Raw genomic sequence first — 21,365 nt, forward strand, 5'->3', positions numbered from 1 at the left:
CTCTGTGCCGATTTTTTTTTTGCTTTTTTTGATTATAATATAAGAAAAGGCAATCGAAATAAGGAAGGCAGGTGGATCTATGGGAATTCAAGATAAACCGTATCTTATTGCTGAAATCTTATTTTTAAGAGGTTTGCCGCTGAATGTGATTAAAACCATTACAAGTCTTGCCGATGAGGAACTGCAAAGCATAAAAGAAAAGTTCATCTGTTCCTGAACGAACGAAAAAGAAAGCGCTTTATAAAATACTGGATTTTTATAACGTGTTAAGCAATGAGGCAACTCATTTAAAGCGCATATCAAAGTTCGTTCATATTCATCCGTAAGACAATCCCCGAAATTTAGGATATCCCATTCACATACCTACTCATAATCAATAAATAGAAAGCTCCTGCCGATTACTGGCAGGAGCTTTCTATTATTTATTTAATACAATCTTCAGTGTTTCAAGATTATGATTCATGATGCTGAAATAATCTTCTTTATTCTGTATATCCTTATCTGTGAGAACTGCTAGGTTGTGTAGGGTCAAAGGCTTTGCGCCGATTTCCTTCTGGATGGTGTCCGTTAGCTTGGAGCTTACATTCTGTTCAAAGAGAACATAGTTCAGCTTATGGTCACGGGCGGTCTTCACAAGGTTTTGCAGCTGTTTTTGGGAAGGCTCATCCGATGTGGAGAGGCCGGTTACACTTAATTGCTTGAGGCCATACCGGTATTCCCAGTAGCCATAAGCTGCATGGGAAACAATCATCTCTTTGCGTACTGAAGAGCCAATGACTGTTTTATAGTCCGTGTTCAGCTTATCCAATTTTTTCTCCAGCTCATTATAATTATTCTCGAAGTAGTCTTTCTGATCCGGTTTAATTTTAACCAGATTCTCTTTTATGGCAAATGCCATCTTTTTTGCCAGTATAGGATCAAGCCAGATATGCGGATCGACATCTCCATGATCATGGCCTTCATCTGTATCCTGGTTACTTACGCGGGGAAGTTTAAATTCCTCTCCAATGGGAGCCATTTGAACATGCTCACTTTTAAAGATATCATCCGCTTTTGTTACAAAGCCTTCAAGGTTATGTCCAATGTATAAAAATAAGTCTGAATCCGTCATGGAGATAATATCCTTTTGTGAGGGTTCAAAAGAATGTTCGTCCGTTCCCGGAGGATAAACAGAGTGAACCGTTACATATTTCCCGCCTATTTTTTCTGTAAAGTCCTGCAAGGCATATACGGTAGTATAAACTTTTATTTTTTTATTACCCTTTATGGTTTTGGGTTTTGTTTCATTTCCGCCGGAACAGCCTGCGAGCATCACAACGAAAGCAAGCATCAGGATTAGCAATAACCGTATCTTCAATTGTGTTTCCTCCTGTAGCATTAATCGGATTGATTACGATTTGAATTCAGAAAAAAATAATTCGAAATGATTCCGAATTGTACTAAATTATATTAACCAATCTCGGATAATATCGCAAGTAATTTTATTTTTTTGCATAAAGTCTAATTCTTGCTGCTGTGAACAAGGAGTGGAATAGAGCAGAGCAGCCTGCTTTCCGCGGGGGCAGTCGGTCAGCCTCCACCCTATATTCTCAGTATGATGCAGGAAGCCTCTTGTTACTCTTGTTTTCATTCTTTTTTTTCTGGAACCGGATCAAAGCCTCCCGGATGGAATGGATGGCATTTCAGGATACGCTTTATGGTTAAGTATCCTCCTTTTAAAGCACCGAATCTCTGGACAGCTTCAATACCGTAATGAGAGCAGGTGGGATAAAATCTGCAGGAAGGCGGCTTTAGCGGTGAAATAGCAAGCTGGTAGAAGCGAAAAAGGGCAAGTAAAAGTTTTTTCATTATTCAGGACTCCTCGAAAAAGTAATGGATATTATTCCGGTCGGTTTTATTATCTAAATGAATAAAAATGGATGCTAAAATCCATAAAAAGTTGTAAAATAGAATTCAGCCATAACAAAGGAGTGAATGAATGTGCCTTCAGTTGAAAGCTTTGAATTAGACCATAACGCTGTAAAAGCTCCATATGTACGTCATTGCGGACTACACAAGGTTGGGAGCGACGGCATTGTTAATAAATATGATATTAGATTCTGCCAGCCAAATAAGCAAGCGATGAAGCCTGATTCCATCCATACCCTGGAGCATCTTCTTGCCATTAACATCCGTAAGTATTCGGAGAAGTATGATCATTTTGATATCATTGACATCTCTCCAATGGGCTGCCAGACTGGTTATTATCTGGTTGTGAGCGGTGAACCTACAGTATCTGAAGTAATTGATGTACTCGAGGAAACAATGAAGGATGCTGTTCAGGTAACAGAAGTCCCTGCTGCTACTGAAAAGCAATGCGGGCAGGCGAAGCTTCATGATTTAGAGGGAGCCAAAAAGCTGATGAACTATTGGCTTTCACAGAGCAAGGAAGATCTTCACCAGGTCTTTGCTTAAAAAATTCATTTCAATGAATGAGACTGAAGGCATAGCGTGAAATTGGCTTGCCTTTGGTCTTTATTTTTGGCTGTTTTCGCAAACCGTTCCAGACAGGATCTGAAATGCATTCTTATTTTAAATAGTCATTTTCATCGACCAGCTTTATATGGCAGCTTAGATACCCTGTTATTAACTCTGTTACTGAATCAAAAAAAGTTTGGAGTAAGACTTCCAAACCTTCGTCTCTTATATCTTATTTTTGAAGCGGTTCATCGTCTGCGGTTGAGTTTTCGTCCTTCAGTATATTTGGATTGTTTTCAAGCGGGTCGACTGTATGCTTGACTGTATACGCCTTTGAGGTTGTTAGTACGGCGAGAAGCAGGACAGCCAGTATAATAATGACAGCAACCACCAGGATCACCTTCATAAGTATCACCTCACTAGGTTCCTTATATTTAAAGCTTGAGGGAGGGACGGGCCCTCCCGATATGTACTCATTAATATAGCAACTTGCTTAATGGACATTCCTTGATGGATAAGGAAGATGTTTTTCAAAGTTTTCCTGAGCAAACTTGCCTTTTAATGTTTCGATGATGTATAAGCCCATCAGGTCATTCAGCTCCTGATTGCCCATTTCATGAATAAGCCCTAAAATTTCTTCTCTGCTCAATTGCTCCAATACCGCAAAAGCAAGCATATCTATGTCTTCATCATTACCTGTAAGCTTTGATTTATAAAGTTCATAGAGTTCCTCAATTAGCTTCATTTGGATGTTCACCCCTTGCAATTAATGTTGTCTATTGGCTGGCAGCATTCGGAAACAGAGATTCCTTGGTCATTCTGAAAAAGAACTTCAGCATCCAATCATTCATTCTTGATTACCGCCTGTAAAAACTTCTATTGCTTCTATATTATCATGAAGCTGGAAATATGATAGATAAGATATTATTTTTATTACCCTGTTACATTTTGTTTAACCTAATTTTGCCCTAATAGCCAAAAAAGTTTCCTGTCAATTGGAGGAATGGCCAAGCAGGCTGATGGGAGAAACTATCTGAAATACCGAGGGAAAGGATGGATGTGAGTGACAGAAAGCAAAGAGTATTACGTTAATCTGCCGGATGGACACATTTCGCAGGACTCCAAAAGTTCTCCCTGGAATTTTAGGATCAAAGCGACCGATGAACAGGTAATGGAATTAAGAGACCGGATTGATAGAAGCCGGTCGGCTGATTCAGGGTCATTTTGGAGAGCGCATATCCCATTTATGGAATATCATGAGGATGAAGCCAACGATGAATATGATACAGCGTTAAAACAGGTATACCGCTTGATTCATCTGCTGGGTGATGCAGAAGCACAGGCTCATATCGAACAAATGGGAATTCTGACTGGAGAGCAATAGAAAAACATGCTTCGTGTAAGGGATTTTGTTAAGATAAATGAATAATCACAAAATCTAATAGCATGGAAGGTAAGCTCATGGTGCATTTTATGGATGTTAACGGCTGTACTGTTACTTTTTCTCAGGGTGACTTATCATTGAAGGCTGCTGCGGGCCATGTGCTGGCCCTTGCCCGGTATCAAAATCAATGGCTGCTGACACAGCATAAGGTACGCGGCCTTGAATTTCCGGGGGGCAAGGTAGAACAAGATGAAACATTGGAAGAGGCTGTCGCAAGAGAGGTTTATGAAGAAACCGGAAGCCGTGTGGAGCGCATGGAGTATCTGGGAGCATATACCGTTCAGTGTGAAGGGAAAGGGCCTTTTACAAAGGCTGCTTTTTTTGCGGGCACAGCCTCCATGGAAAAGAAGAACTCCTATTACGAAACTCTGGGTCCTCATCTGGTGGACAGGCTTCCGTCTGATTTGAGACATGCTGAAGAGTACAGTTTTATTATGAAAGATGAAATCGTGCCCATCTGTTTGAACATTATGAGGGAGAGAGGCTTATTAAAATAAAAAGGGGAAGCAAAAAAAGCTCCCCTATTCAATCATCCGATCAAGATTTAATAATCTTTTTTTCTAGATAATCTACCAGCTGGTACATGATGGTGGCTATAATTGCAATGATGAGAAGGCTCATTAGGACGAGCGTGAAGTTAAATACCTGAAAGCCGTAAATGATCAGATAGCCCAGCCCCTGCTGGGAGACAAGAAATTCCCCGACAATCACACCCACCCATGAAAGCCCGACATTCACCTTAAGAGTGGAGATAATGGCGGGAAAAGAAGCCGGGAGAACGGCTTCCTTAAAACAGACATATCTGGAAGCGCCAAAGGTCTCTAATACTTTCAGGTAGTTGGGATCGACTCCCCGAAATGATGTGTAAATCACAATGGTCGTAATGATGATAGAGATAACGGCGCCCATAGCGATGATTGAGCTGAATCCAGGGCCGAGTACCACTATTAAAATCGGTCCCAGCGCCACCTTTGGCATGGCATTCAGAATGACCAGGTATGGATCCAGAACACGTGAGGCCATCGGAAACCACCAAAGAAAGGCTGCGAGGAGCGTACCGCAAAGGGTTCCAAGAACAAACCCCAGGATTGTTTCATAGATGGTAAAGCCTGCATGGGAAAAGATCGAACCATCCTGGACTTTATGGAACAGCAGGCTGACGATTTTGGCAGGGGAGCTGAAAATTAGCGGATCAATCCACTCCTGCCTGCTTAAAAGCTCCCAAATGGAAAAGAATACAATAAAAATAAGTAATTGATAAAACAAGACGAGCCGTTTTTCTTTTTTTAATGTCTTTATATAGTCATTATAAGATTGTTCAATCTTCGGGGATGATTTTTTCAAGACTTTCAAGCTCCTTCCAAACCGTTTGAAATAGGGCCGAGTAATCTCTATGATTACGTGCATTGAAGGGAGTGAGCTTTCTCAGTTCTTTGGTGACCTCGACCGTTTTTACGATATGGCCCGGATTCGTCCCGAAGAGGTGGATGACATCACTCATGGCAATGGCCTCCCCGATATCATGTGTAACCAGGATTGCGGTTTTGCTGAAGGACTTCAGGGTACTCCAGACCAGGTCTTCGAGCTTTAGCTTTGTCTGGAAATCCAATGCGGAAAATGGCTCATCAAGCATTAAAATTTTGGGTTCGGCAGCTAAGGTCCTGACAAGGGCTGCGCGCTGCTTCATGCCTCCGGAAAGCTGTCTGGGATATTGGCTTTCTGTTCCTTCAAGCCCGATATCTTTAAGCAGCCGGGTGACTTTTTCCTTTGAATCAGGAGTCAGCCTGTTTAAGATTTTAAGCCCCAGAAGTATATTTTCTTCAATGGTTTTCCATGGAAACAAATAATCCTGCTGAAGCATATAGCCTATTACATGATCCCTTCCAGAAACCAGCGTTTTTCCTTCCAGCAGTATTTCTCCGTTTGTGGGCTTTAGAAGACCCGCTATGATGGAAAGGAGGGTCGACTTTCCACAGCCGCTGGGCCCGAGGAAGGAAACGAACTGACCTTCCTCGATTTCAAGCTGAATATCCTGTAAGGCTGTTTTAGACATCTTTTTTGTAAAATAAGTGTGGCTGATCTTTTGCACGCTAAGAAAGCTCATGGGTCAGCCTCCTTCAATTCTTTATGACGTTTTTGGCGATGCTTGTATTTACCAATTTGCCGTATTTAATTCTTTTTGGGAGTTCGCCCGCTTCGTTCATGACATCCTGAAGATTGTTCCATTCTTTTTCATCCAGGATTGGATTTTTTGCAAAGGATTCCTGGCTTTTATAACGGTCCACGACGGTTGTGATCAAGGATAGGTCTGTATCCGGGAAATATGGCTCGATTACTTTGGCTGTATCCTTCGAGCTGTGCGAGTAGACCCATTTTTGTGCTTTGTAGACCGCGCGGGTAAACTTTTCAATTGTATCCTTATCTTCCGTTAGAAAGCTCTTCTTGGTCATATAGCCTGTATAGGGAAGATGCCCTGATTCCGTTCCAAAGGAAGCGATGATATAGCCTTTCCCTTCTTTTTCAAACACACTGGCAGTGGGTTCAAACAGCTGTACATAATCACCGGTTCCGGAAGCGAAGGCAGTAGCGATATTGGCATAATCAATGTTTTGTATGAGCTTTAGGTCTTTGTGCGGGTCAATTCCGTGTTTCCTTAAGGCGAATTCTCCAGCCATCTGAGGCATACCGCCTTTTCGCTGCCCAAGGAAAGTACTTCCTTTTAGCTGGTTCCAGTCAAAACTGCTTATTTTCTTTCGTGATACAAGGAAGGTTCCATCCGTCTGGGTCAATTGGGCAAAATTGATGACAGGGTCCTTCGAGCCCTGTGCTTCTACGTAAATGGAGGTCTCGGAGCCTACAAGGGCAATATCAGCACCATTCGAGAGCAGGGCTGTCATGGTCTTATCGCCTCCTGGAGTTGTCTTTAGGTCGACCTCCAGCCCCTCCTCCTTAAAGAAGCCTTTTTCAAGGGCTACATATTGAGGGGCATAGAAAATGGAACGGGTTACCTCGGCAACGCGCACCTTCTTTACTTTTTCCTTGCCACAGGCAGCAAGGGGGATGATAAGCAGGGCAATAAGAAGCATGCATAGTGAAACTCTTATCTTTTTTTTCAAGGGGAATCCTCCTTTGTAAATCGTAATGATGGCTTAAAATGTTTAACATATGGTATGAAAGTTAAAAAAATGTGTGATAGCCTATGGCACCTTTTTCTGCCGTAAAATCAGCATTTTAATAAGGAAGTGAAATTGATGGAGGATGGCAGGATATTCAGCATGCAGCGGTTCCCTTCCCCGAATCCTAAGGTCCGCCTATTTTTGGTGACATATTGGTCACAGGGCCTCAGGGTAAAGGGGCTTTTAGCGGAGCCTAAGGAAACAGGGCCATTTGACGGATTCTTATATTTAAGGGGAGGCATTAAAAATGTAGGAAAGGTGCGGCCTGCACGGATCGCCCAGTTTGCATCTGAAGGGTTTGTGGTCTTTGCGCCCTTTTATAGAGGAAACCAGGGGGGAGAAGGCGATGAGGACTTTGCAGGAAACGACAGGTATGATGCAGTGGCTGCCTACAAACTTTTAGAAGGCCTGGAGAACGTGGTCACGGACAGGATCCATATCTTTGGCTTTTCTCGCGGGGGAGTCATGGCGCTTTTAACCGCTATTCTTTGTCCAGCGGCAGCGTCTGTGGCAGTTTGGGGGGGAGTAACAGATATGGTGCTCACTTACCACGAAAGAGTGGATCTCAGAAAAATGATGAAAAGAGTCATTGGCGGTACTCCGAATAAGTATCCGGAACGCTATAAATACAGGACCCCGCTATATCAGGCGGAAGACATTTTGTGCCCGGTACTCATCATTCACGGCCAGGAGGATTATAACGTGTCCATTGAGCATTCCTATCTTCTTGAGAAGAGGCTGAAGGAAGTAGGAAAGAGTGTAGAAACCTGGTATTTTTCAGGCTTCACACATTACTTCCCGCCCAAGGTGAATCAGAAAATTGTGGCTGACTTAACATCCTGGATGAAAAGGATCCCTGATAGATGATATGATGGATGCATAACGTTTAGGAGGGTCTATCATGGGCATGCCTTTAGAATTAAATACGATGATTGTTACTAAGGGAAGGGAACAAAGGGAGCAAAGCAACAATTCCTTCAAGCTTGAGAAAGAAGGGTACAGGCTCTATCCTTTGGACATTCCGATTGAAGTCAGAAAAACAAAAGAAGCGGATACAAGCGGCACGGCTGTTATTAAAAAACTGGAATGGGAAAATCAGAGTACAGTGATCACCTATGAGCTGGTTTCTCTAAATTCTACTAACTGATAAATCACCAAAAAGTCCTTCATCAGACGATGAAGGACTTTTCTCTTTTGAAATGATTCATCCAAACTATATGTGGAGCAGACGAGTTTATTGAAGAGGCCCTCCGAATAGTTCGATTTCTTTGGATACACTTGAAAACTTTTTAAAGTTTTCCTTGAATTTTTCTGCCAGTTCTCTTGCCTTCCGTTCATAAGCGGCTGGATCTGCCCATGTTTTGCTTGGCTGCAGCACTTCCTCCGGAACCCCTGGAACATGGACAGGGACTTCAAGTCCGAAGATTTTGTCTTTTGCGGTTGCCACACTGTTCAGCTCGCCTTCTAAGGCAGCCTGTACCATTGCACGAGTAAAGGCAAGGTTCATGCGGCTTCCTGTGCCATACTCTCCGCCGGTCCATCCTGTGTTGACAAGGAATACCCTAACGTTATGGTCATCTATTTTTTGTCCGAGCATTTCTGCATAACGCTGTGCAGGAAGCGGGAGGAATGGAGAGCCGAAGCAGGTTGAAAAAGTGGCTTGAGGTGACGTGATGCCTCTCTCTGTACCTGCAAGCTTGCTTGTATATCCGCTTAAGAAATGGTACATTGCCTGTTCCTTGGTTAATCTGCTTATGGGAGGCAGGACGCCGAATGCATCGGCAGTTAAGAAAATAATCGTAGTCGGATGGCCAGCAATACTTGGCAGAACAATGTTATCGATCGCATCGATAGGATAGGCGGCCCTTGTATTCTCAGTAAGGAAGGTATCATCATAATCAGCGCTCCTTGTTTCGCTGTCTACCATTACATTTTCTAGAACAGAGCCAAACCGGATGGCATCAAAAATCTGGGGTTCCTTCTCTCTGGTCAAATTCACGCATTTTGCATAGCAGCCTCCCTCTATGTTGAAGACTCCATCAGAAGACCATCCATGCTCATCATCTCCGATCAGCCTGCGGTTTGTATCTGCAGAAAGAGTCGTCTTCCCTGTACCGGAAAGACCGAAGAAAAGGGCTGTATCTCCCTCGCGTCCAACATTGGCAGAGCAGTGCATGGATAAAATGCCGGCTTCCGGAAGGAGAAAGTTCATGACGGAAAAGATCGACTTTTTCATTTCTCCGGCATATTCTGTGCCGCCGATTATTATTGTTCTTCTTTCAAATGATACCATTATGAAGGTCTCAGAACTTGTACCGTCCACTTCAGGGTCAGCCTTGAAATCCGGGGCGGAAAGAATCGTGAATTCTGCCTGGTGCTGGCCAAAGTCACTCTCTGACGGACGGATGAATAATTGGTGGGCAAATAAATTATGCCATGCATATTCATTGATTACCTGGATGGGCAGGCGGTGATTTTTATCTGCACCGGCAAATCCTTTAAAAACAAAGATTTCGTCTTTTGCCTTTAAATGATGGATGACCTTATCGTACAAATTATTGAAGATTTCTTGAGAAACCGGCTGATTCACGGATCCCCAATCAATCTTATCCTTTGTTGAATCTTCCTCTACGGTGTATTTATCCTTAGGTGAACGCCCCGTATATTTTCCTGTTTCCGCACGGACTGCCCCCGTTGAGGTGAGGATGCCTTCACCGCGGCTGACAACCTTCTCAACCAGCCGAGGAACAGATAGCTGCACAGAGACATTGTGTCCGTTCAATAATTCAGTCAGCCCATTTGTAACTCCCACAGTATTCATATCACGTACCATCCTTTTCAATAAGTAAGTTTCATGTAGAATTAGTATAACACATTGATTTAAATAGTACATAATAATAATGTGCAATTTTTGTAAATGGTAAAAAAGCCTATATCATTCTGATGGTTCAGCTGGAAAGATTCAAGGTTTTTTATTACCTTATTGTTTCCGCTTTATTAAAGTCAGGAAAAACGACTCATTTTTCCAGATGACATGTACAAAAAAGTACAGTCAATTTCCTTCTAAAATATTGACATGATTCGATATAATAAGGTATGATTCTACCTTGAACGGATTCTCTTATCCCGAGCTGGTGGAGGGACAGGCCCGATGAAGCCCAGCAACCTGCAGTTTTTTAAGAGTATTAAAAAACAATAGAGAAAATCGGCTGAAAAAGAGCTGATTTTTGAAGCAAAGGTGCTAACCTGATGCAAGGCTTTTGACCTTGACCGATAAGAGCGAAAGGCTGATTTCGACAAAAAACCTTTCCTCTATAAGAAGGAAGGTTTTTATTTTTGCCTGAACACAACCTGGCAGTATACATATGTTAGTGTAATGGGCGAAAGCAGGGCCTTTATCATCTTTTTTTGGAAACAATCTCGGAAACATAAGAAAAATTGGGAAAATTCCTTTAAATAAGTGCAAGAAATGATGGCTCCACTCTTAAGTGATCAGCCGAATTTTCATAGTCTGCGTTTTAGTCAGGTCTGCTGTTATGGCTGTCATGAGGCAGCCTGATGATTGGTAATCCTAGACTTACTGGCACATCCCGGCTTTTGATTCAGCCGGGGCCAGGATAAAATATGCATCTTTTAAGGAATACTACTTAAGGGAATGAGTTCCGTCTCAAAAAACAGGAGATGCTGAAAGGGATACTTCGGCAATTTCTATATCATTTATATGAGGAGGAAATAGGATGTCAAAAAAACGCCGGCTTTTTACTTCTGAGTCAGTGACTGAAGGACACCCGGATAAAATCTGTGACCAAATTTCAGATTCAATTCTGGATGCTATTTTAGAAAAGGATGCAAACGCCCGTGTTGCTTGTGAAACATCAGTAACAACTGGCCTTGTATTGGTAGCGGGAGAAATTACGACTTCCACATACGTGGATATTCCGAAAATTGTACGTGAAACGATTGCTAACATAGGATATACCCGCGCTAAGTATGGTTTCGACTCTGAAACTTGTGCGGTGCTTACTTCCATTGATGAGCAGTCAGCCGATATCGCCATGGGTGTCGATCAGGCGCTTGAAGCACGTGAAGGCCAAATGAGCGATGAGGAAATCGAAGCAATCGGAGCTGGAGACCAGGGATTAATGTTTGGTTATGCAAATAACGAAACAAAGGAATTAATGCCGCTTCCAATCTCTCTTGCACATAAACTGGCACGACGCCTGACTGAAGTTCGTAAAGAAGAAATCCTTCCTTACCTTCGTCCGGATGGAAAAACACAGGTTACGGTTGAATACGATGAGAATGATAAGCCTGTCCGCATCGATACCATTGTTATCTCTACCCAGCACCATCCAGAAGTAACGCTTGAGCAGATCCAGCGCAATCTGAAGGAATATGTAATCAACCCTGTTGTTCCTCAAGAACTGATTGATGAAGATACAAAATACTTCATCAATCCTACCGGCCGTTTTGTTATCGGCGGACCTCAAGGGGATGCAGGCTTAACCGGCCGCAAAATTATCGTAGATACTTACGGAGGCTATGCACGCCATGGCGGCGGCGCGTTCTCAGGTAAAGATCCTACAAAGGTTGACCGTTCTGCTGCGTATGCTGCACGTTATGTAGCTAAAAATCTTGTTGCTGCTGGACTTGCAGACAAGGTAGAAGTTCAGCTTGCTTATGCGATCGGTGTGGCTCAGCCAGTATCCATCTCTGTGGATACATTCGGCACAGGCAAGGTAAGTGAAGATCTTCTTGTTGATCTGGTCCGTTCTAACTTTGACCTTCGCCCGGCAGGAATCATCAACATGCTGAATCTTCGCCGCCCTATCTATAAGCAGACAGCTGCTTACGGTCATTTTGGACGCACAGACGTGGATCTTCCATGGGAGCGTACAGACAAAGCTGAAGCTCTGAAGGAACAAGCTTTACAAGCTTAATAAAGCTGGCCTTTTATCCTGGTAAAGGATATGAGGGGAAGTTACTGTCATCTTTAATAAAGAAACCCGTCAAATTATGGCGGGTTTCTTTATTATACTTTCGTTGATAGAACCTTTTTTGAGCGCACTCTCTTTTAACTAGTCTCAAACCGGGTTAGCGGAAAAAGTAGACTCAAGGCACGGACCGAGGGAGTAGAGAGGCAGACTCTTCCTATTTCAAGCGCACAGGCTGCAGATACACTGGGATATCGGTGTCTTAATCCTGACAGGAAGGACTTGTGAGAGATCCCTGGATGCTCGCCTCTGGTCTCACGCCTTTAACCCAAAGGGAATTTCTCATTTAAGCCAAGAAAGGAGCTCGTTACATAGAGAAATAAAGGGAGGATTTACCGTTAAGCCAGGAATGGAGCTCGTTACATAGGGAAATAAAGGGAAGTTTTACCGTTATGCAAAGAAAAATCCCCTATTTTTGAATCTTTGGAGTTAATAAGCGTAATATCTCCCTCTATTTAGGCTCTTTTTTATGAAAATTAAGAATTAAGGGGAATTTTTCCCTCTATTTCTCGTGTGGGCACATAAAAAAGATTCTAAAATTAAGACGGAGCAGCAGGAAGGGACCGTTCTCCGCTTTTCTGGTTGTCCAGCTGCGAACTGAGACCTTCGGTCATAAGCCGGACGTCATCAAAAGGCAAAAAGCGCCTTTCAATGCCGCCCGTCTTATGCCTGTCAGGTCTCTGCTTTTCAATAAGGTTTTGTTTCTAAATTTGTTGGTGCATCATTCTGCCTTTTATAAGTATTATTTGAAAAGCACCGTTCTCCGCTTTTCTTGTAGTGCTATGGTCATGAGGGGGGTTGATAAAAATTACAGATATTTACCCGTGCCTTTTAGTTAGAAAAAGTGTTAAGATAAGAAAGTATGCAAAAAAGTTGTTTATTTTACATACAACAGGGAAATGGATGTATTTAAGACTAGCTGAAATGAAATAAAGAATAACTTGAGTAGGTGAAAATGAATGTGTGGATTTATTGGATGCATGCATAATAACGCTCAGCAGCATCGAGATGAAGATAAACAGCTGTTTACTGATATGAATAATATTATTACTCACAGAGGTCCTGATGACAGTGGGTACTTCTTTGATGAGCATATACAATTTGGATTCCGCAGATTGAGTATCATTGACATCGAAGCGGGCCATCAGCCGCTGACCTATGAAAATGAAAGATATTGGATTATTTTTAATGGGGAAATCTACAATTATGTTGAACTTCGTGAAGAATTGATTAAAGAAGGCTTAAGCTTTAAAACAAGCTCCGATACAGAAGTCATTATCGCTCTTTACAGCCATATCAAGGAAAAAGCGATTGAGAAGCTGCGCGGGATGTTTGCCTTTGTGATCTGGGACAAACAGGAGCAGACATTGTACGGCGGACGTGATCCTTTTGGAATCAAGCCTTTCTTCTACATGGAAGATGGAGAACGGACTTTCTTTGGTTCTGAAAAGAAAAGTATTCTTCTTGCCCTTGAAAATGATGTCCTGAACTATGATTCTCTTCAGCATTATTTAACGTATCAGTTTGTTCCGGAGCCTGAAACCATGTCTGTCGGCATTCATAAGCTTGAGCCAGGCCACTATTTTACTAAGAAGATAGGCAAGCCTATGGACATTAAACGCTATTGGAAGGCTGCATTCTCTTCTGTCCAAAAGTCAGAGGATCAATGGGTGAAAGAAATAAGAGATGTGATGTTTGACAGTGTGAAAATGCATATGCGCAGTGATGTGCCTGTAGGCTCCTTCCTTTCAGGCGGAATCGATTCATCCATCATTGCATCCATTGCCAAGCAATACCATCCAAACATCAAAACATTTTCTGTAGGCTTCGATCATAACGGCTTCAGTGAAATCGATGTGGCAAAGGAAACGGCAGATAAGCTTGGCGTTGAAAATATCAGCTATATTATTTCACCGCAGGAATATATGGATGAGCTTCCTAAAATCATGTGGCATATGGATGACCCTCTGGCCGATCCAGCATGTGTGCCTTTATACTTCGTAGCGAGGGAAGCCAGGAAGCATGTAACGGTTGTCCTTTCAGGGGAAGGTGCCGATGAGCTGTTCGGAGGATATAATATTTACCGTGAGCCGCAGTCCCTTGAAGTTTTCGATAAAATGCCGGGAGCTGTAAAAGGACTTCTGAAAGGTGTCGCAAAAATCCTTCCTGAAGGTGTCAAAGGAAAAAGCTTTATTGAAAGAGGCGTGACTCCGATGGAGGAAAGATACATCGGAAATGCCAAGATGTTTACTGAAGCTGAGAAAAAGAAACTCCTGCTTAATTATAAGCCAGGTCTTGAGTATACAGAGATTACGAAGAAGCTTTATCAGGAAAGTGCTTCCTATGAGCCGGTCAGCACCATGCAGTATATCGATATCCATACCTGGATGAGAGGGGATATCCTTCTGAAGGCGGATAAAATGACAATGGCCCATTCCCTTGAGCTTCGGGTTCCATTCCTGGATAAGAAGGTCTTTGAAGTATGCTCGGCCATCCCATCTGCATTAAAGACAGCCAATGGAACAACTAAATATTTATTGAGAAAAGCTGCTGAAGGCGTCGTGCCGGAACATGTGCTGAACCGTAAAAAATTAGGGTTCCCTGTTCCGATCCGCCACTGGCTGAAAAATGAAATGTATGACTGGGCGAAAGGCTTGATCCGCGACAGCCAGACCGATCATCTCCTTCATAAGAATGTAGTCTATCAGCTGCTGGAAGACCATGTACAAGGAAAAGCGGATAACAGCCGTAAAATTTGGACTGTGCTAATGTTCATGCTTTGGCATAGCATTTATATCGAAGGAAAATACTCTTTTCAAGATCTTTACAAACAGGAACTTGAATCAGTGAAATAATAAAAAAGCACCCGCGGGTGCTTTTTTATTTTCATTCGTCTTCATTTGGCTGAAGGGATTTATAATATTGTCCCTTTTCGGCATATTCACGGCTGATTCTTTGCATATCCTTGATATCTTCTTCATTGAGTTCCCGGATGACCTTCGCGGGCCTGCCAAAGGCCAGTGTATTCGGAGGGATGATTTTACCCTGGGGAACGAGACTGCCGGCCCCAATAAAGGCACCTTCCCCGATGACGGCACCATCCAGGATGATGGACCCCATGCCGACGAGTGCACCTTTTTTAATGTGGCAGCTGTGGAGGATAACCTGGTGTCCGATCGTCACCTCATCCTCTAAGATCAATGGATGATTGGGACTTTGATGGAGAACACAATTATCCTGGACATTTACTTTTTCGCCGATAAGGGTGGGTGCTACATCACCGCGGATGACCGTATTGAACCAGACGCTGGACAGGCTGCCGATGGTTACATCCCCTGTGATGACCGCATGATCGGCTATGTAGGCATCACTTTCGATTTTTGGCAGTTTCTCTCGATAAGGATAAATAATCACGATTTACACACCTTTCAATAAAATTGGGTATTATAAGGATACAGATAGAGATTTGCCTATCTTTCCTTTAAGTGTAACTTTAAGACAAAAAGCTGTAAAATAACTTTTTAAGCATCGTTTATTGATAGTTGAATATATCAGCCATTGGACGCAGCCTTCCTAACATAGGAAAGAGGCTTCCAAAATAATTATAGTAAGAGGAAATTACACTGCTTTGGGTCGGAAAGCAGTAAAGTGCAGGGGGCGGTATAGATGAATAAATGGGAAGCATCAGGCAGCGCAAGAGGAGTCATCGTCATGGTCCATGGAGCTTTGGAACATCATGGCCGGTATCGCTGGCTGATCGAAATGTGGAGGTCGGCCGGATATCATGTCGTGATGGGCGACCTGCCAGGCCAGGGAATGACAAGCCGGTCCAGAAGAGGGCATATTGAGGACTTTGAAGAATATCTGATAGAAATAAAAGACTGGGTGCAAGCGGCTTATGAGTATCAGCTGCCTGTTTTTTTACTGGGGCACAGCATGGGAGGACTTGCTGTCATCCGCCTCCTTCAGGTGGAAAGGCTGGACCTTGCGGGGGTTATTTTATCCTCACCATGCCTGGGGCTTGTGAATTATCCATCTAAAATGAAGGAAGCCTCTTCCATCGTGCTTAATCGGGTCACCCCTTCCCTGCGTATGGATCCAGGGCTTACCGTTCAGATGGCTACAAGAAACCCTGAAATCCTGGAGGCAGATGTGAATGATACTTTATATGTGACAAAGGTTTCTGTAAGATGGTATAGAGAGCTGGTCGGGGCCATGGAGGAGGCTTTTAAAAACATCCCGGACCTTCAGGATATCCCGGTTCTGCTTATGCAGGCCGGAGATGATAAAATAGTAGATAAGAAAGCTGTGAAAGAATGGTTTAATCTGATTTTTTCCAGCGAAAAACTATTTAAAGAATGGCCTGGCCTTTATCATGAAATTTTCAACGAACTTGAAAGGGACCTTGTTTTCGGATATGCAAAAGGGTTTGTTGAAAATAGGCTTCGGCTTTTGGGATATATAGTATAGGGGGAAATTGTATGGCCATTCCGGTAACGCCGATTCGGCTGATGTCAAAAACGTATATGCAGATACTGCCTCATGTCCATAAACAGCTGGCATACTGGAAAAAAAGAGCGGAAGAAATTCCGGACCCGGAATTAAGAAAGCAGGCTTGTGCAAGCATTGAATCCAAAACCTTCCACTGTGAAGGGGGGAGCATTCTTGCACTTGCTGCCGAAACACATCAGGAGGATGCCGTAAAATTCATTGTCGCCTACCAGACCATCAGCGATTATCTGGATAATTTATGCGACCGCAGTATTTCGCTCGACCCGGAAGACTTTGCGGCGCTCCACGAATCCATGTCTCATGCACTGACTGTTGGAGCCCAGCCGGTCAATTATTATCAATACAGAGAAGGCCAGGAGGATAACGGCTATTTAAAGGACCTGGTCCTGACATGCCAGGACACTTTAGCTGGAATGGAGAACTATCCCAAGATCAAAGATCATCTGATCCGGCTATGCACCTATTATTGCGACTTGCAGGTACATAAGCATGTTCATCCGGACAGCAGGGTAAAACGCCTTCAAAATTGGTATGACTCCTATAAGGACAGTCTGCCTGATATGACCTGGTATGAATTTTCAGCCTGCTCAGGCTCTACGCTGGGCATCTTCTGCCTCGTTTCCTATGCATTCAGAGATGATTTTGATGCAGCGCACGGCGATACGATCTGTGAAGGATATTTCCCTTATATCCAGGGACTTCATATCCTGCTTGATTATCTGATTGATCAGGAAGAGGACCGGACTGGCGGAGACTTGAATTTTTGCTTTTATTACCGTGATGAAAAAGAAATGATGGCAAGGCTTGAGCATTTTGTAAGGCAGGCTGAAAAATTTTCGGAAAAACTGCCTCATAAGCAATTCCACAAGCTGATCCATAGGGGGCTGCTCGGCATTTACTTATCAGACGAAAAGGTGAGGAGCCAAAAGAGTCTTAGCCGGCTGGCAAGGAAGGTCAGGAAGCTGGGCGGAGGTATCACCTTATTCTTCTATTTAAACGGCCGGATGTACAGGGGCCTTCAAAAGTTCACATCGGGAACCGCGTAAACATTATGGTTCAAAAACGGCAGACCATTCCGGTCTGCCGTTTTCGGATTATTTTTTTTCCACCGCAATGATGAAAGGAGGGTTATTGATTTGGTTAATAAATCCATACTGCAGGACATGGGCCTGTTCCTGTGGAAGGGAGCCAAGATAGGTTAGGAGCTTGTCCTTCTCAAGTGCTCCCTCTGCATGTCCGTGATATATCACGATGACGATAATGCCCTCTGGAGCCATGATTTCAAGGAGCTGTTCGATAGCCTGGATGGTTGTGACCGGTGTTGTAACAATGGACTTATCTCCTCCAGGAAGATAGCCGAGATTAAAAACTGCTCCTTTGACTTTGCCGAAGGAAGAATCAGGGAGGAGTTCTTTCACATGTTCATGACCGCTTAGAAAAAGGGTGGTCCGGCCTTTCAATGCATGCTTATTAAGGTTTTCCGCTGTTTTTTCAAGAGCTGTTTTTTGGACATCAAAGCCGTATACATGCCCGGCGCTTCCGACCAGTCCGGCAAGGTAGATGCAGTCATGGCCGTTTCCCAGGGTTGCATCGACCGCAATGTCTCCTTCTGCCAAAGCTTTTGCCAGCAGTTCCCTGGCAAAGGGAAGGATCCTGGAAAGTTTCATGTTTAGGCCTCCACTGCAGCTTTATAGTATTTTCCCTGCCAGCTGTCTCTTCTTTTCAGCTCAGCATCAATGGAATTCAGTACATTCCACTTGTTCACACTCCACATCGGTCCGACCATCAATTCTATAGGGCCGTCTCCTGTGATCCGATGGACAATCATTTCGGGAGGAAGGATTTCAAGCTGGTCGCAGACCAGACTGACATACTCTTCAAAATCCAGGAATTTTAGCAGCCCTTTCTCAAATTGCTTAACCATCGGGGTTCCTTTTAATAAATGAAGCAGATGGATCTTAATACCCTGTACATCCAGCTTCGCGACCTCTGCAGCTGTTTCAAGCATCATTCTGCGGTCTTCCTGCGGCAGTCCGTTAATGATATGGGAGCAGACCCTGATTCCATGCCTGCGCAGCTTGGCTACGCCCTCCTTATAACACTCATAATCATGGGCCCTGTTAATCAGCTGGGCAGTTCGCTCGTGGACGGTCTGAAGTCCAAGCTCCACCCAGAGATACGTTCTTTCATTCAATTCGGCCAGATATTCCACGACATCATCAGGAAGGCAGTCAGGTCTTGTTGCGATGGATAAGCCGACTACTCCCTCTTGTCCAAGGACAGTTTCATATTTTTCCCTTAAGACCTCCACGGGAGCATGAGTATTGGTGAAAGCCTGGAAATAGGCCATGTATTTTCCGTCTTTCCATTTTGTATGCATTTTTTCTTTTATATCATTAAATTGTTTGAGAAGGCTGTCTGCCCTGCTTCCAGCAAAGTCACCGGAACCGGCCGCACTGCAAAACGTACACCCTCCATGGGCGACCGTTCCGTCCCGGTTCGGACAGTCGAATCCCCCGTCGAGGGCGATTTTGAATACCTTATGCCCGAACTCCTGGCGCAGATGGTAATTCCACGTATGATATCTTTTGTTATCAGAGGCATATATAAAAGGATTAAGTTCTGACAATTAATCCACTCCTTTTTAAATGAATACATATGACATTGTACCACAGCATGTGCACCGGACTAATTTCCATTAACTTTCTTTATATTTAAACTTCAGGAAAGAAAAAATAGGAGGGATGAAACTATTTTCATCTCAGGAAGGAGGGCACCGCCTATGGCAACACAGGAATCTGTTGAGCATTTTCTCAGGGAATGCGAAGAAACCCTGGAAGCAGCAAATGAACAATTTGATGATGGAAATCTGCAGGAGCATTATAATGATGATGTCTATATTCATGCCCAGCAGCGTTTGGAAACAACGCTGATTGAACTGGAAAAATTAAAGAATAGCGCTGACAGCCAGCAGAGGTATCAGCTGGACAGAATGAGAATGAGATTGCAGGGGATCCAGAACGATATGATTCTCCTTGACCACTAAGGTGCGTGTCCATACGAGAAAGAAGCCGCCAGCATGCAGGGTTGCATGCGGCGGTTTTTTTGTTCAGATATTCAGGTCATCAACTGGCTTCTTATAAAGAATATTTTATTCATTCATCCTAGCAGCCAGCATAAAAATCCCTCAGCAAAATCCTGAATTTTCAGATGAGGTCAAGGATTCCGGCGGAAAACTCTGGCGGAAAATAACCATTGCAATAGTGGGTGAATATCATTAAAATTGTTTTGATGTTCATTACTTTAAAAAAGGAGACTGCACATGCCGCGCAACCTTTGGCTTCTCATCATTGGTATGGTAATCAATGTTACTGGAAACTCTTTTCTTTGGCCGCTGAACTCCATTTACATACATGACCAGCTGGGCAAGTCCTTATCTGCAGCGGGTTTTGTATTAATGGCAAATGCGTTTGCTTCTGTCGTGGGGAACCTGATTGGAGGCAGTTTATTTGATAAATTCGGGGGTTATAAATCGATTCTGTTTGGAATTATAATCGCCCTGCTGGCATTAATAGGTCTGACCATTAATCACAGCTGGTACTATTATATTGTTTATTTAATTATCATCGGCTTTGGGACGGGCATTATTTTCCCTTCCTTTTACGCCATGGCAGGAACGGTGTGGGAAGAAGGAGGAAGAAAAGCCTTCAATGCCATCTATATCGCCCAAAACGTAGGGGTGGCAGTAGGTTCCGCACTTGGAGGACTAGTCGCTTCTTATTCTTTCGACCTTATTTTCATGGCCAATACGCTGATGTATATCCTGTTTCTTTTATTGGCCATTTTTGGCTTCAGGGGCATTAAGAGCGATACAGCCCAGACTGCCAAGGCACTCCAAGGAGGAATCAAGCCGGCAGCAAATTCTTCGGCAAGGACGAGCGCATTGCTCATCCTTTGCATTGGATATTTACTTTGCTGGATCGGCTATGTTCAATGGCAGTCGACCATCGCTTCCTATACCCAGGAAATCGGGGTCAGCTTAAAGCAGTACAGTCTGCTCTGGACGGTAAATGGAGCGCTGATTGTTTTCGCACAGCCGGCTGTTAACCTTCTGATCAGCCGCATGCTGAAAAAGGTAAAAACACAGATCATCTTTGGAATCCTGATTTTTATCGGATCTTTCATCTTAGCTTCCTTTTCCCATGAATTTTCAGGCTTTATGACCGCCATGATTATCCTATCTGTGGGAGAGATGTTCGTGTGGCCAGCCGTACCGACCCTTGCCAGCCAGCTTTCTCCAAAGGGGAAAGAAGGATTTTATCAGGGGATCGTCAACAGCACAGCTACGGGCGGCCGCATGCTGGGACCGACAATTGGCGGCCTGCTCGCGGACCATTATGGGATGAGCATGATGTTTGGGATTTTGATCATTTTATTTGCAGTGGCGATCCTGTCCACTTATGTTTATGACCGTGCCCTGAGAAGGGAAGAAGAGCTTCCTGTCTCACCGGCTGAAGCAGGCTGATCATCCATCTGTGAATGAAAAGCTGCTGTGCGGGCGATAATGTTTGAAAAGCTGCTTGCATTTTTAAGAATTATTGACTAAAATATGATATAACTATTGATACGAAAAAACCTTGATAAGGAGTAGTAGCAATTAAGGCTCGTCTTAGAGAGTTGGCGTCTGGTGAAAGCCATCCGGGATTGGTTGCGAACTCGCCTTTGAGTTACAGGCATGAACCATGGTAGTGCCTGTCGTCGGATCCGCGTTAAGGATAACGA

General features: G+C 43.6%; 23 protein-coding genes, 1 riboswitch and 1 other annotated feature (1 of these 25 running past the window's edge). Of the genes, 12 read left to right on the forward strand and 11 right to left on the reverse strand.

Annotated features, from left to right (window positions below; genetic code table 11):
• Positions 1–79 precede the first annotated feature (79 nt).
• Complete coding sequence (locus H539_RS31460; protein WP_155890011.1) at positions 80–217, forward strand: hypothetical protein; 138 nt, start codon at positions 80–82, stop codon at positions 215–217.
• A gap of 201 nt (positions 218–418) precedes the next feature.
• Here the strand turns inward: H539_RS31460 and H539_RS0111190 are convergent, their stop codons facing one another.
• Both H539_RS0111190 and yidD read right to left on the reverse strand, forming a co-directional pair.
• Positions 419–1,357 (reverse strand): metal ABC transporter solute-binding protein, Zn/Mn family, encoded by a 939-nt coding sequence (locus H539_RS0111190; protein ID WP_026693575.1) that lies wholly within the window; start codon positions 1,355–1,357, stop codon positions 419–421.
• A 269-nt stretch (positions 1,358–1,626) separates the two neighbouring features.
• Positions 1,627–1,848, reverse strand: a complete 222-nt coding sequence (gene yidD / locus H539_RS0111200) for a membrane protein insertion efficiency factor YidD (protein ID WP_026693577.1) — start codon at positions 1,846–1,848, stop codon at positions 1,627–1,629.
• A gap of 132 nt (positions 1,849–1,980) precedes the next feature.
• Between yidD and H539_RS0111205 the strand changes: the two genes are divergently transcribed.
• The gene (locus tag H539_RS0111205; RefSeq protein ID WP_026693578.1) at positions 1,981–2,454 is read left to right on the forward strand and encodes an S-ribosylhomocysteine lyase; all 474 of its coding nucleotides are present in this window, start codon (positions 1,981–1,983) and stop codon (positions 2,452–2,454) included.
• Positions 2,455–2,689: 235 nt separating this feature from the next.
• On the opposite strand, the gene ytzI is transcribed toward H539_RS0111205, so the two are convergent.
• Both ytzI and H539_RS0111215 read right to left on the reverse strand, forming a co-directional pair.
• Complete coding sequence (gene ytzI / locus H539_RS30770; protein ID WP_081415854.1) at positions 2,690–2,863, reverse strand: YtzI protein; 174 nt, start codon at positions 2,861–2,863, stop codon at positions 2,690–2,692.
• 87 nt (positions 2,864–2,950) lie between these two features.
• The gene (locus H539_RS0111215; RefSeq protein ID WP_026693579.1) at positions 2,951–3,202 is read right to left on the reverse strand and encodes a DUF6154 family protein; all 252 of its coding nucleotides are present in this window, start codon (positions 3,200–3,202) and stop codon (positions 2,951–2,953) included.
• A 318-nt stretch (positions 3,203–3,520) separates the two neighbouring features.
• Here H539_RS0111215 and H539_RS0111220 point away from each other — a divergent pair, with 318 nt between their 5' ends.
• Complete coding sequence (locus H539_RS0111220) at positions 3,521–3,841, forward strand: hypothetical protein (protein WP_026693580.1); 321 nt, start codon at positions 3,521–3,523, stop codon at positions 3,839–3,841.
• 77 nt (positions 3,842–3,918) lie between these two features.
• Complete coding sequence (gene ytkD, locus H539_RS0111225; RefSeq protein ID WP_026693581.1) at positions 3,919–4,398, forward strand: RNA deprotection pyrophosphohydrolase; 480 nt, start codon at positions 3,919–3,921, stop codon at positions 4,396–4,398.
• A 40-nt stretch (positions 4,399–4,438) separates the two neighbouring features.
• On the opposite strand, the gene H539_RS0111230 is transcribed toward ytkD, so the two are convergent.
• From H539_RS0111230 to H539_RS0111240, 3 genes are read right to left on the reverse strand one after another with little or no spacing between them, the layout of a single operon-like run.
• Positions 4,439–5,245 carry an ABC transporter permease gene (locus tag H539_RS0111230; protein ID WP_035322457.1) on the reverse strand — a complete coding sequence of 269 codons (807 nt, stop codon included), beginning with the start codon at positions 5,243–5,245 and terminating at the stop codon, positions 4,439–4,441.
• Positions 5,220–6,005: an ABC transporter ATP-binding protein gene (locus tag H539_RS0111235; protein WP_026693583.1), complete on the reverse strand. Its 786-nt coding sequence runs from the start codon at positions 6,003–6,005 to the stop codon at positions 5,220–5,222. The genes H539_RS0111230 and H539_RS0111235 overlap by 26 nt, the downstream gene beginning before the upstream one ends.
• A gap of 13 nt (positions 6,006–6,018) precedes the next feature.
• Positions 6,019–6,987: an ABC transporter substrate-binding protein gene (locus H539_RS0111240; RefSeq protein ID WP_425414715.1), complete on the reverse strand. Its 969-nt coding sequence runs from the start codon at positions 6,985–6,987 to the stop codon at positions 6,019–6,021.
• A 165-nt stretch (positions 6,988–7,152) separates the two neighbouring features.
• Here H539_RS0111240 and H539_RS0111245 point away from each other — a divergent pair, with 165 nt between their 5' ends.
• Positions 7,153–7,944: an alpha/beta hydrolase family protein gene (locus tag H539_RS0111245; RefSeq protein WP_026693585.1), complete on the forward strand. Its 792-nt coding sequence runs from the start codon at positions 7,153–7,155 to the stop codon at positions 7,942–7,944.
• A 34-nt stretch (positions 7,945–7,978) separates the two neighbouring features.
• On the forward strand, positions 7,979–8,224 hold the full coding sequence (locus tag H539_RS0111250; protein ID WP_026693586.1) for a DUF2584 domain-containing protein: 246 nt from the start codon (positions 7,979–7,981) through the stop codon (positions 8,222–8,224).
• Positions 8,225–8,311: 87 nt separating this feature from the next.
• Here the strand turns inward: H539_RS0111250 and pckA are convergent, their stop codons facing one another.
• The gene (gene pckA / locus H539_RS0111255; protein WP_026693587.1) at positions 8,312–9,898 is read right to left on the reverse strand and encodes a phosphoenolpyruvate carboxykinase (ATP); all 1,587 of its coding nucleotides are present in this window, start codon (positions 9,896–9,898) and stop codon (positions 8,312–8,314) included.
• Between the two features lie 297 nt (positions 9,899–10,195).
• Positions 10,196–10,357: riboswitch (SAM riboswitch) on the forward strand.
• Between the two features lie 457 nt (positions 10,358–10,814).
• Between pckA and metK the strand changes: the two genes are divergently transcribed.
• Both metK and asnB read left to right on the forward strand, forming a co-directional pair.
• Positions 10,815–12,017 (forward strand): methionine adenosyltransferase, encoded by a 1,203-nt coding sequence (gene metK / locus H539_RS0111265; protein WP_026693589.1) that lies wholly within the window; start codon positions 10,815–10,817, stop codon positions 12,015–12,017.
• Positions 12,018–13,030: 1,013 nt separating this feature from the next.
• Positions 13,031–14,926 (forward strand): asparagine synthase (glutamine-hydrolyzing), encoded by a 1,896-nt coding sequence (gene asnB, locus H539_RS0111270; RefSeq protein ID WP_026693590.1) that lies wholly within the window; start codon positions 13,031–13,033, stop codon positions 14,924–14,926.
• A gap of 31 nt (positions 14,927–14,957) precedes the next feature.
• Here asnB and H539_RS0111275 read toward each other — a convergent pair whose 3' ends face one another.
• Positions 14,958–15,482 (reverse strand): gamma carbonic anhydrase, encoded by a 525-nt coding sequence (locus H539_RS0111275; protein WP_026693591.1) that lies wholly within the window; start codon positions 15,480–15,482, stop codon positions 14,958–14,960.
• A gap of 255 nt (positions 15,483–15,737) precedes the next feature.
• Here H539_RS0111275 and H539_RS0111280 point away from each other — a divergent pair, with 255 nt between their 5' ends.
• Together H539_RS0111280 and H539_RS0111285 are read left to right on the forward strand one after the other, a co-directional pair.
• Complete coding sequence (locus H539_RS0111280) at positions 15,738–16,541, forward strand: alpha/beta hydrolase (protein WP_026693592.1); 804 nt, start codon at positions 15,738–15,740, stop codon at positions 16,539–16,541.
• A gap of 11 nt (positions 16,542–16,552) precedes the next feature.
• The gene (locus H539_RS0111285; protein ID WP_026693593.1) at positions 16,553–17,629 is read left to right on the forward strand and encodes a tetraprenyl-beta-curcumene synthase family protein; all 1,077 of its coding nucleotides are present in this window, start codon (positions 16,553–16,555) and stop codon (positions 17,627–17,629) included.
• A 48-nt stretch (positions 17,630–17,677) separates the two neighbouring features.
• On the opposite strand, the gene mnmM is transcribed toward H539_RS0111285, so the two are convergent.
• Complete coding sequence (mnmM, locus tag H539_RS0111290) at positions 17,678–18,250, reverse strand: tRNA 5-(aminomethyl)-2-thiouridylate-methyltransferase MnmM (RefSeq protein ID WP_026693594.1); 573 nt, start codon at positions 18,248–18,250, stop codon at positions 17,678–17,680.
• Between the two features lie 2 nt (positions 18,251–18,252).
• Complete coding sequence (mnmL, locus tag H539_RS0111295; RefSeq protein ID WP_026693595.1) at positions 18,253–19,212, reverse strand: tRNA modification radical SAM protein MnmL/YtqA; 960 nt, start codon at positions 19,210–19,212, stop codon at positions 18,253–18,255.
• Between the two features lie 153 nt (positions 19,213–19,365).
• Between mnmL and H539_RS0111300 the strand changes: the two genes are divergently transcribed.
• Positions 19,366–19,629 carry a YtzC family protein gene (locus H539_RS0111300; protein WP_026693596.1) on the forward strand — a complete coding sequence of 88 codons (264 nt, stop codon included), beginning with the start codon at positions 19,366–19,368 and terminating at the stop codon, positions 19,627–19,629.
• Between the two features lie 276 nt (positions 19,630–19,905).
• Positions 19,906–21,108: an MDR family MFS transporter gene (locus tag H539_RS0111305; protein ID WP_026693597.1), complete on the forward strand. Its 1,203-nt coding sequence runs from the start codon at positions 19,906–19,908 to the stop codon at positions 21,106–21,108.
• 103 nt (positions 21,109–21,211) lie between these two features.
• Positions 21,212–21,365: a binding site (T-box leader), on the forward strand (it continues 65 nt past the right edge of the window).

It is taken from the genome of Peribacillus kribbensis DSM 17871 (assembly GCF_000430765.1).
GTDB lineage: Bacteria > Bacillota > Bacilli > Bacillales > DSM-1321 > Paraperibacillus > Paraperibacillus kribbensis.

Bases quoted from the DNA above. Each gene is read 5' to 3' on its own strand.
- H539_RS0111280 (WP_026693592.1), top strand. From the start codon at position 15,738: ATGAATAAATGGGAAGCATCAGGCAGCGCAAGAGGAGTCATCGTCATG.
- asnB (WP_026693590.1), top strand. From the start codon at position 13,031: ATGTGTGGATTTATTGGATGCATGCATAATAACGCTCAGCAGCATCGA.
- H539_RS0111215 (WP_026693579.1), bottom strand. From the start codon at position 3,202: ATGAAGCTAATTGAGGAACTCTATGAACTTTATAAATCAAAGCTTACA.
- H539_RS0111240 (WP_425414715.1), bottom strand. From the start codon at position 6,987: ATGCTTCTTATTGCCCTGCTTATCATCCCCCTTGCTGCCTGTGGCAAG.
- H539_RS0111235 (WP_026693583.1), bottom strand. From the start codon at position 6,005: ATGAGCTTTCTTAGCGTGCAAAAGATCAGCCACACTTATTTTACAAAA.
- pckA (WP_026693587.1), bottom strand. From the start codon at position 9,898: ATGAATACTGTGGGAGTTACAAATGGGCTGACTGAATTATTGAACGGA.
- H539_RS0111305 (WP_026693597.1), top strand. From the start codon at position 19,906: ATGCCGCGCAACCTTTGGCTTCTCATCATTGGTATGGTAATCAATGTT.
- metK (WP_026693589.1), top strand. From the start codon at position 10,815: ATGTCAAAAAAACGCCGGCTTTTTACTTCTGAGTCAGTGACTGAAGGA.
- H539_RS31460 (WP_155890011.1), top strand. From the start codon at position 80: ATGGGAATTCAAGATAAACCGTATCTTATTGCTGAAATCTTATTTTTA.
- mnmM (WP_026693594.1), bottom strand. From the start codon at position 18,250: ATGAAACTTTCCAGGATCCTTCCCTTTGCCAGGGAACTGCTGGCAAAA.
- ytzI (WP_081415854.1), bottom strand. From the start codon at position 2,863: ATGAAGGTGATCCTGGTGGTTGCTGTCATTATTATACTGGCTGTCCTG.
- H539_RS0111300 (WP_026693596.1), top strand. From the start codon at position 19,366: ATGGCAACACAGGAATCTGTTGAGCATTTTCTCAGGGAATGCGAAGAA.
- H539_RS0111245 (WP_026693585.1), top strand. From the start codon at position 7,153: ATGGAGGATGGCAGGATATTCAGCATGCAGCGGTTCCCTTCCCCGAAT.
- yidD (WP_026693577.1), bottom strand. From the start codon at position 1,848: ATGAAAAAACTTTTACTTGCCCTTTTTCGCTTCTACCAGCTTGCTATT.
- H539_RS0111250 (WP_026693586.1), top strand. From the start codon at position 7,979: ATGGGCATGCCTTTAGAATTAAATACGATGATTGTTACTAAGGGAAGG.
- ytkD (WP_026693581.1), top strand. From the start codon at position 3,919: ATGGTGCATTTTATGGATGTTAACGGCTGTACTGTTACTTTTTCTCAG.
- H539_RS0111285 (WP_026693593.1), top strand. From the start codon at position 16,553: ATGGCCATTCCGGTAACGCCGATTCGGCTGATGTCAAAAACGTATATG.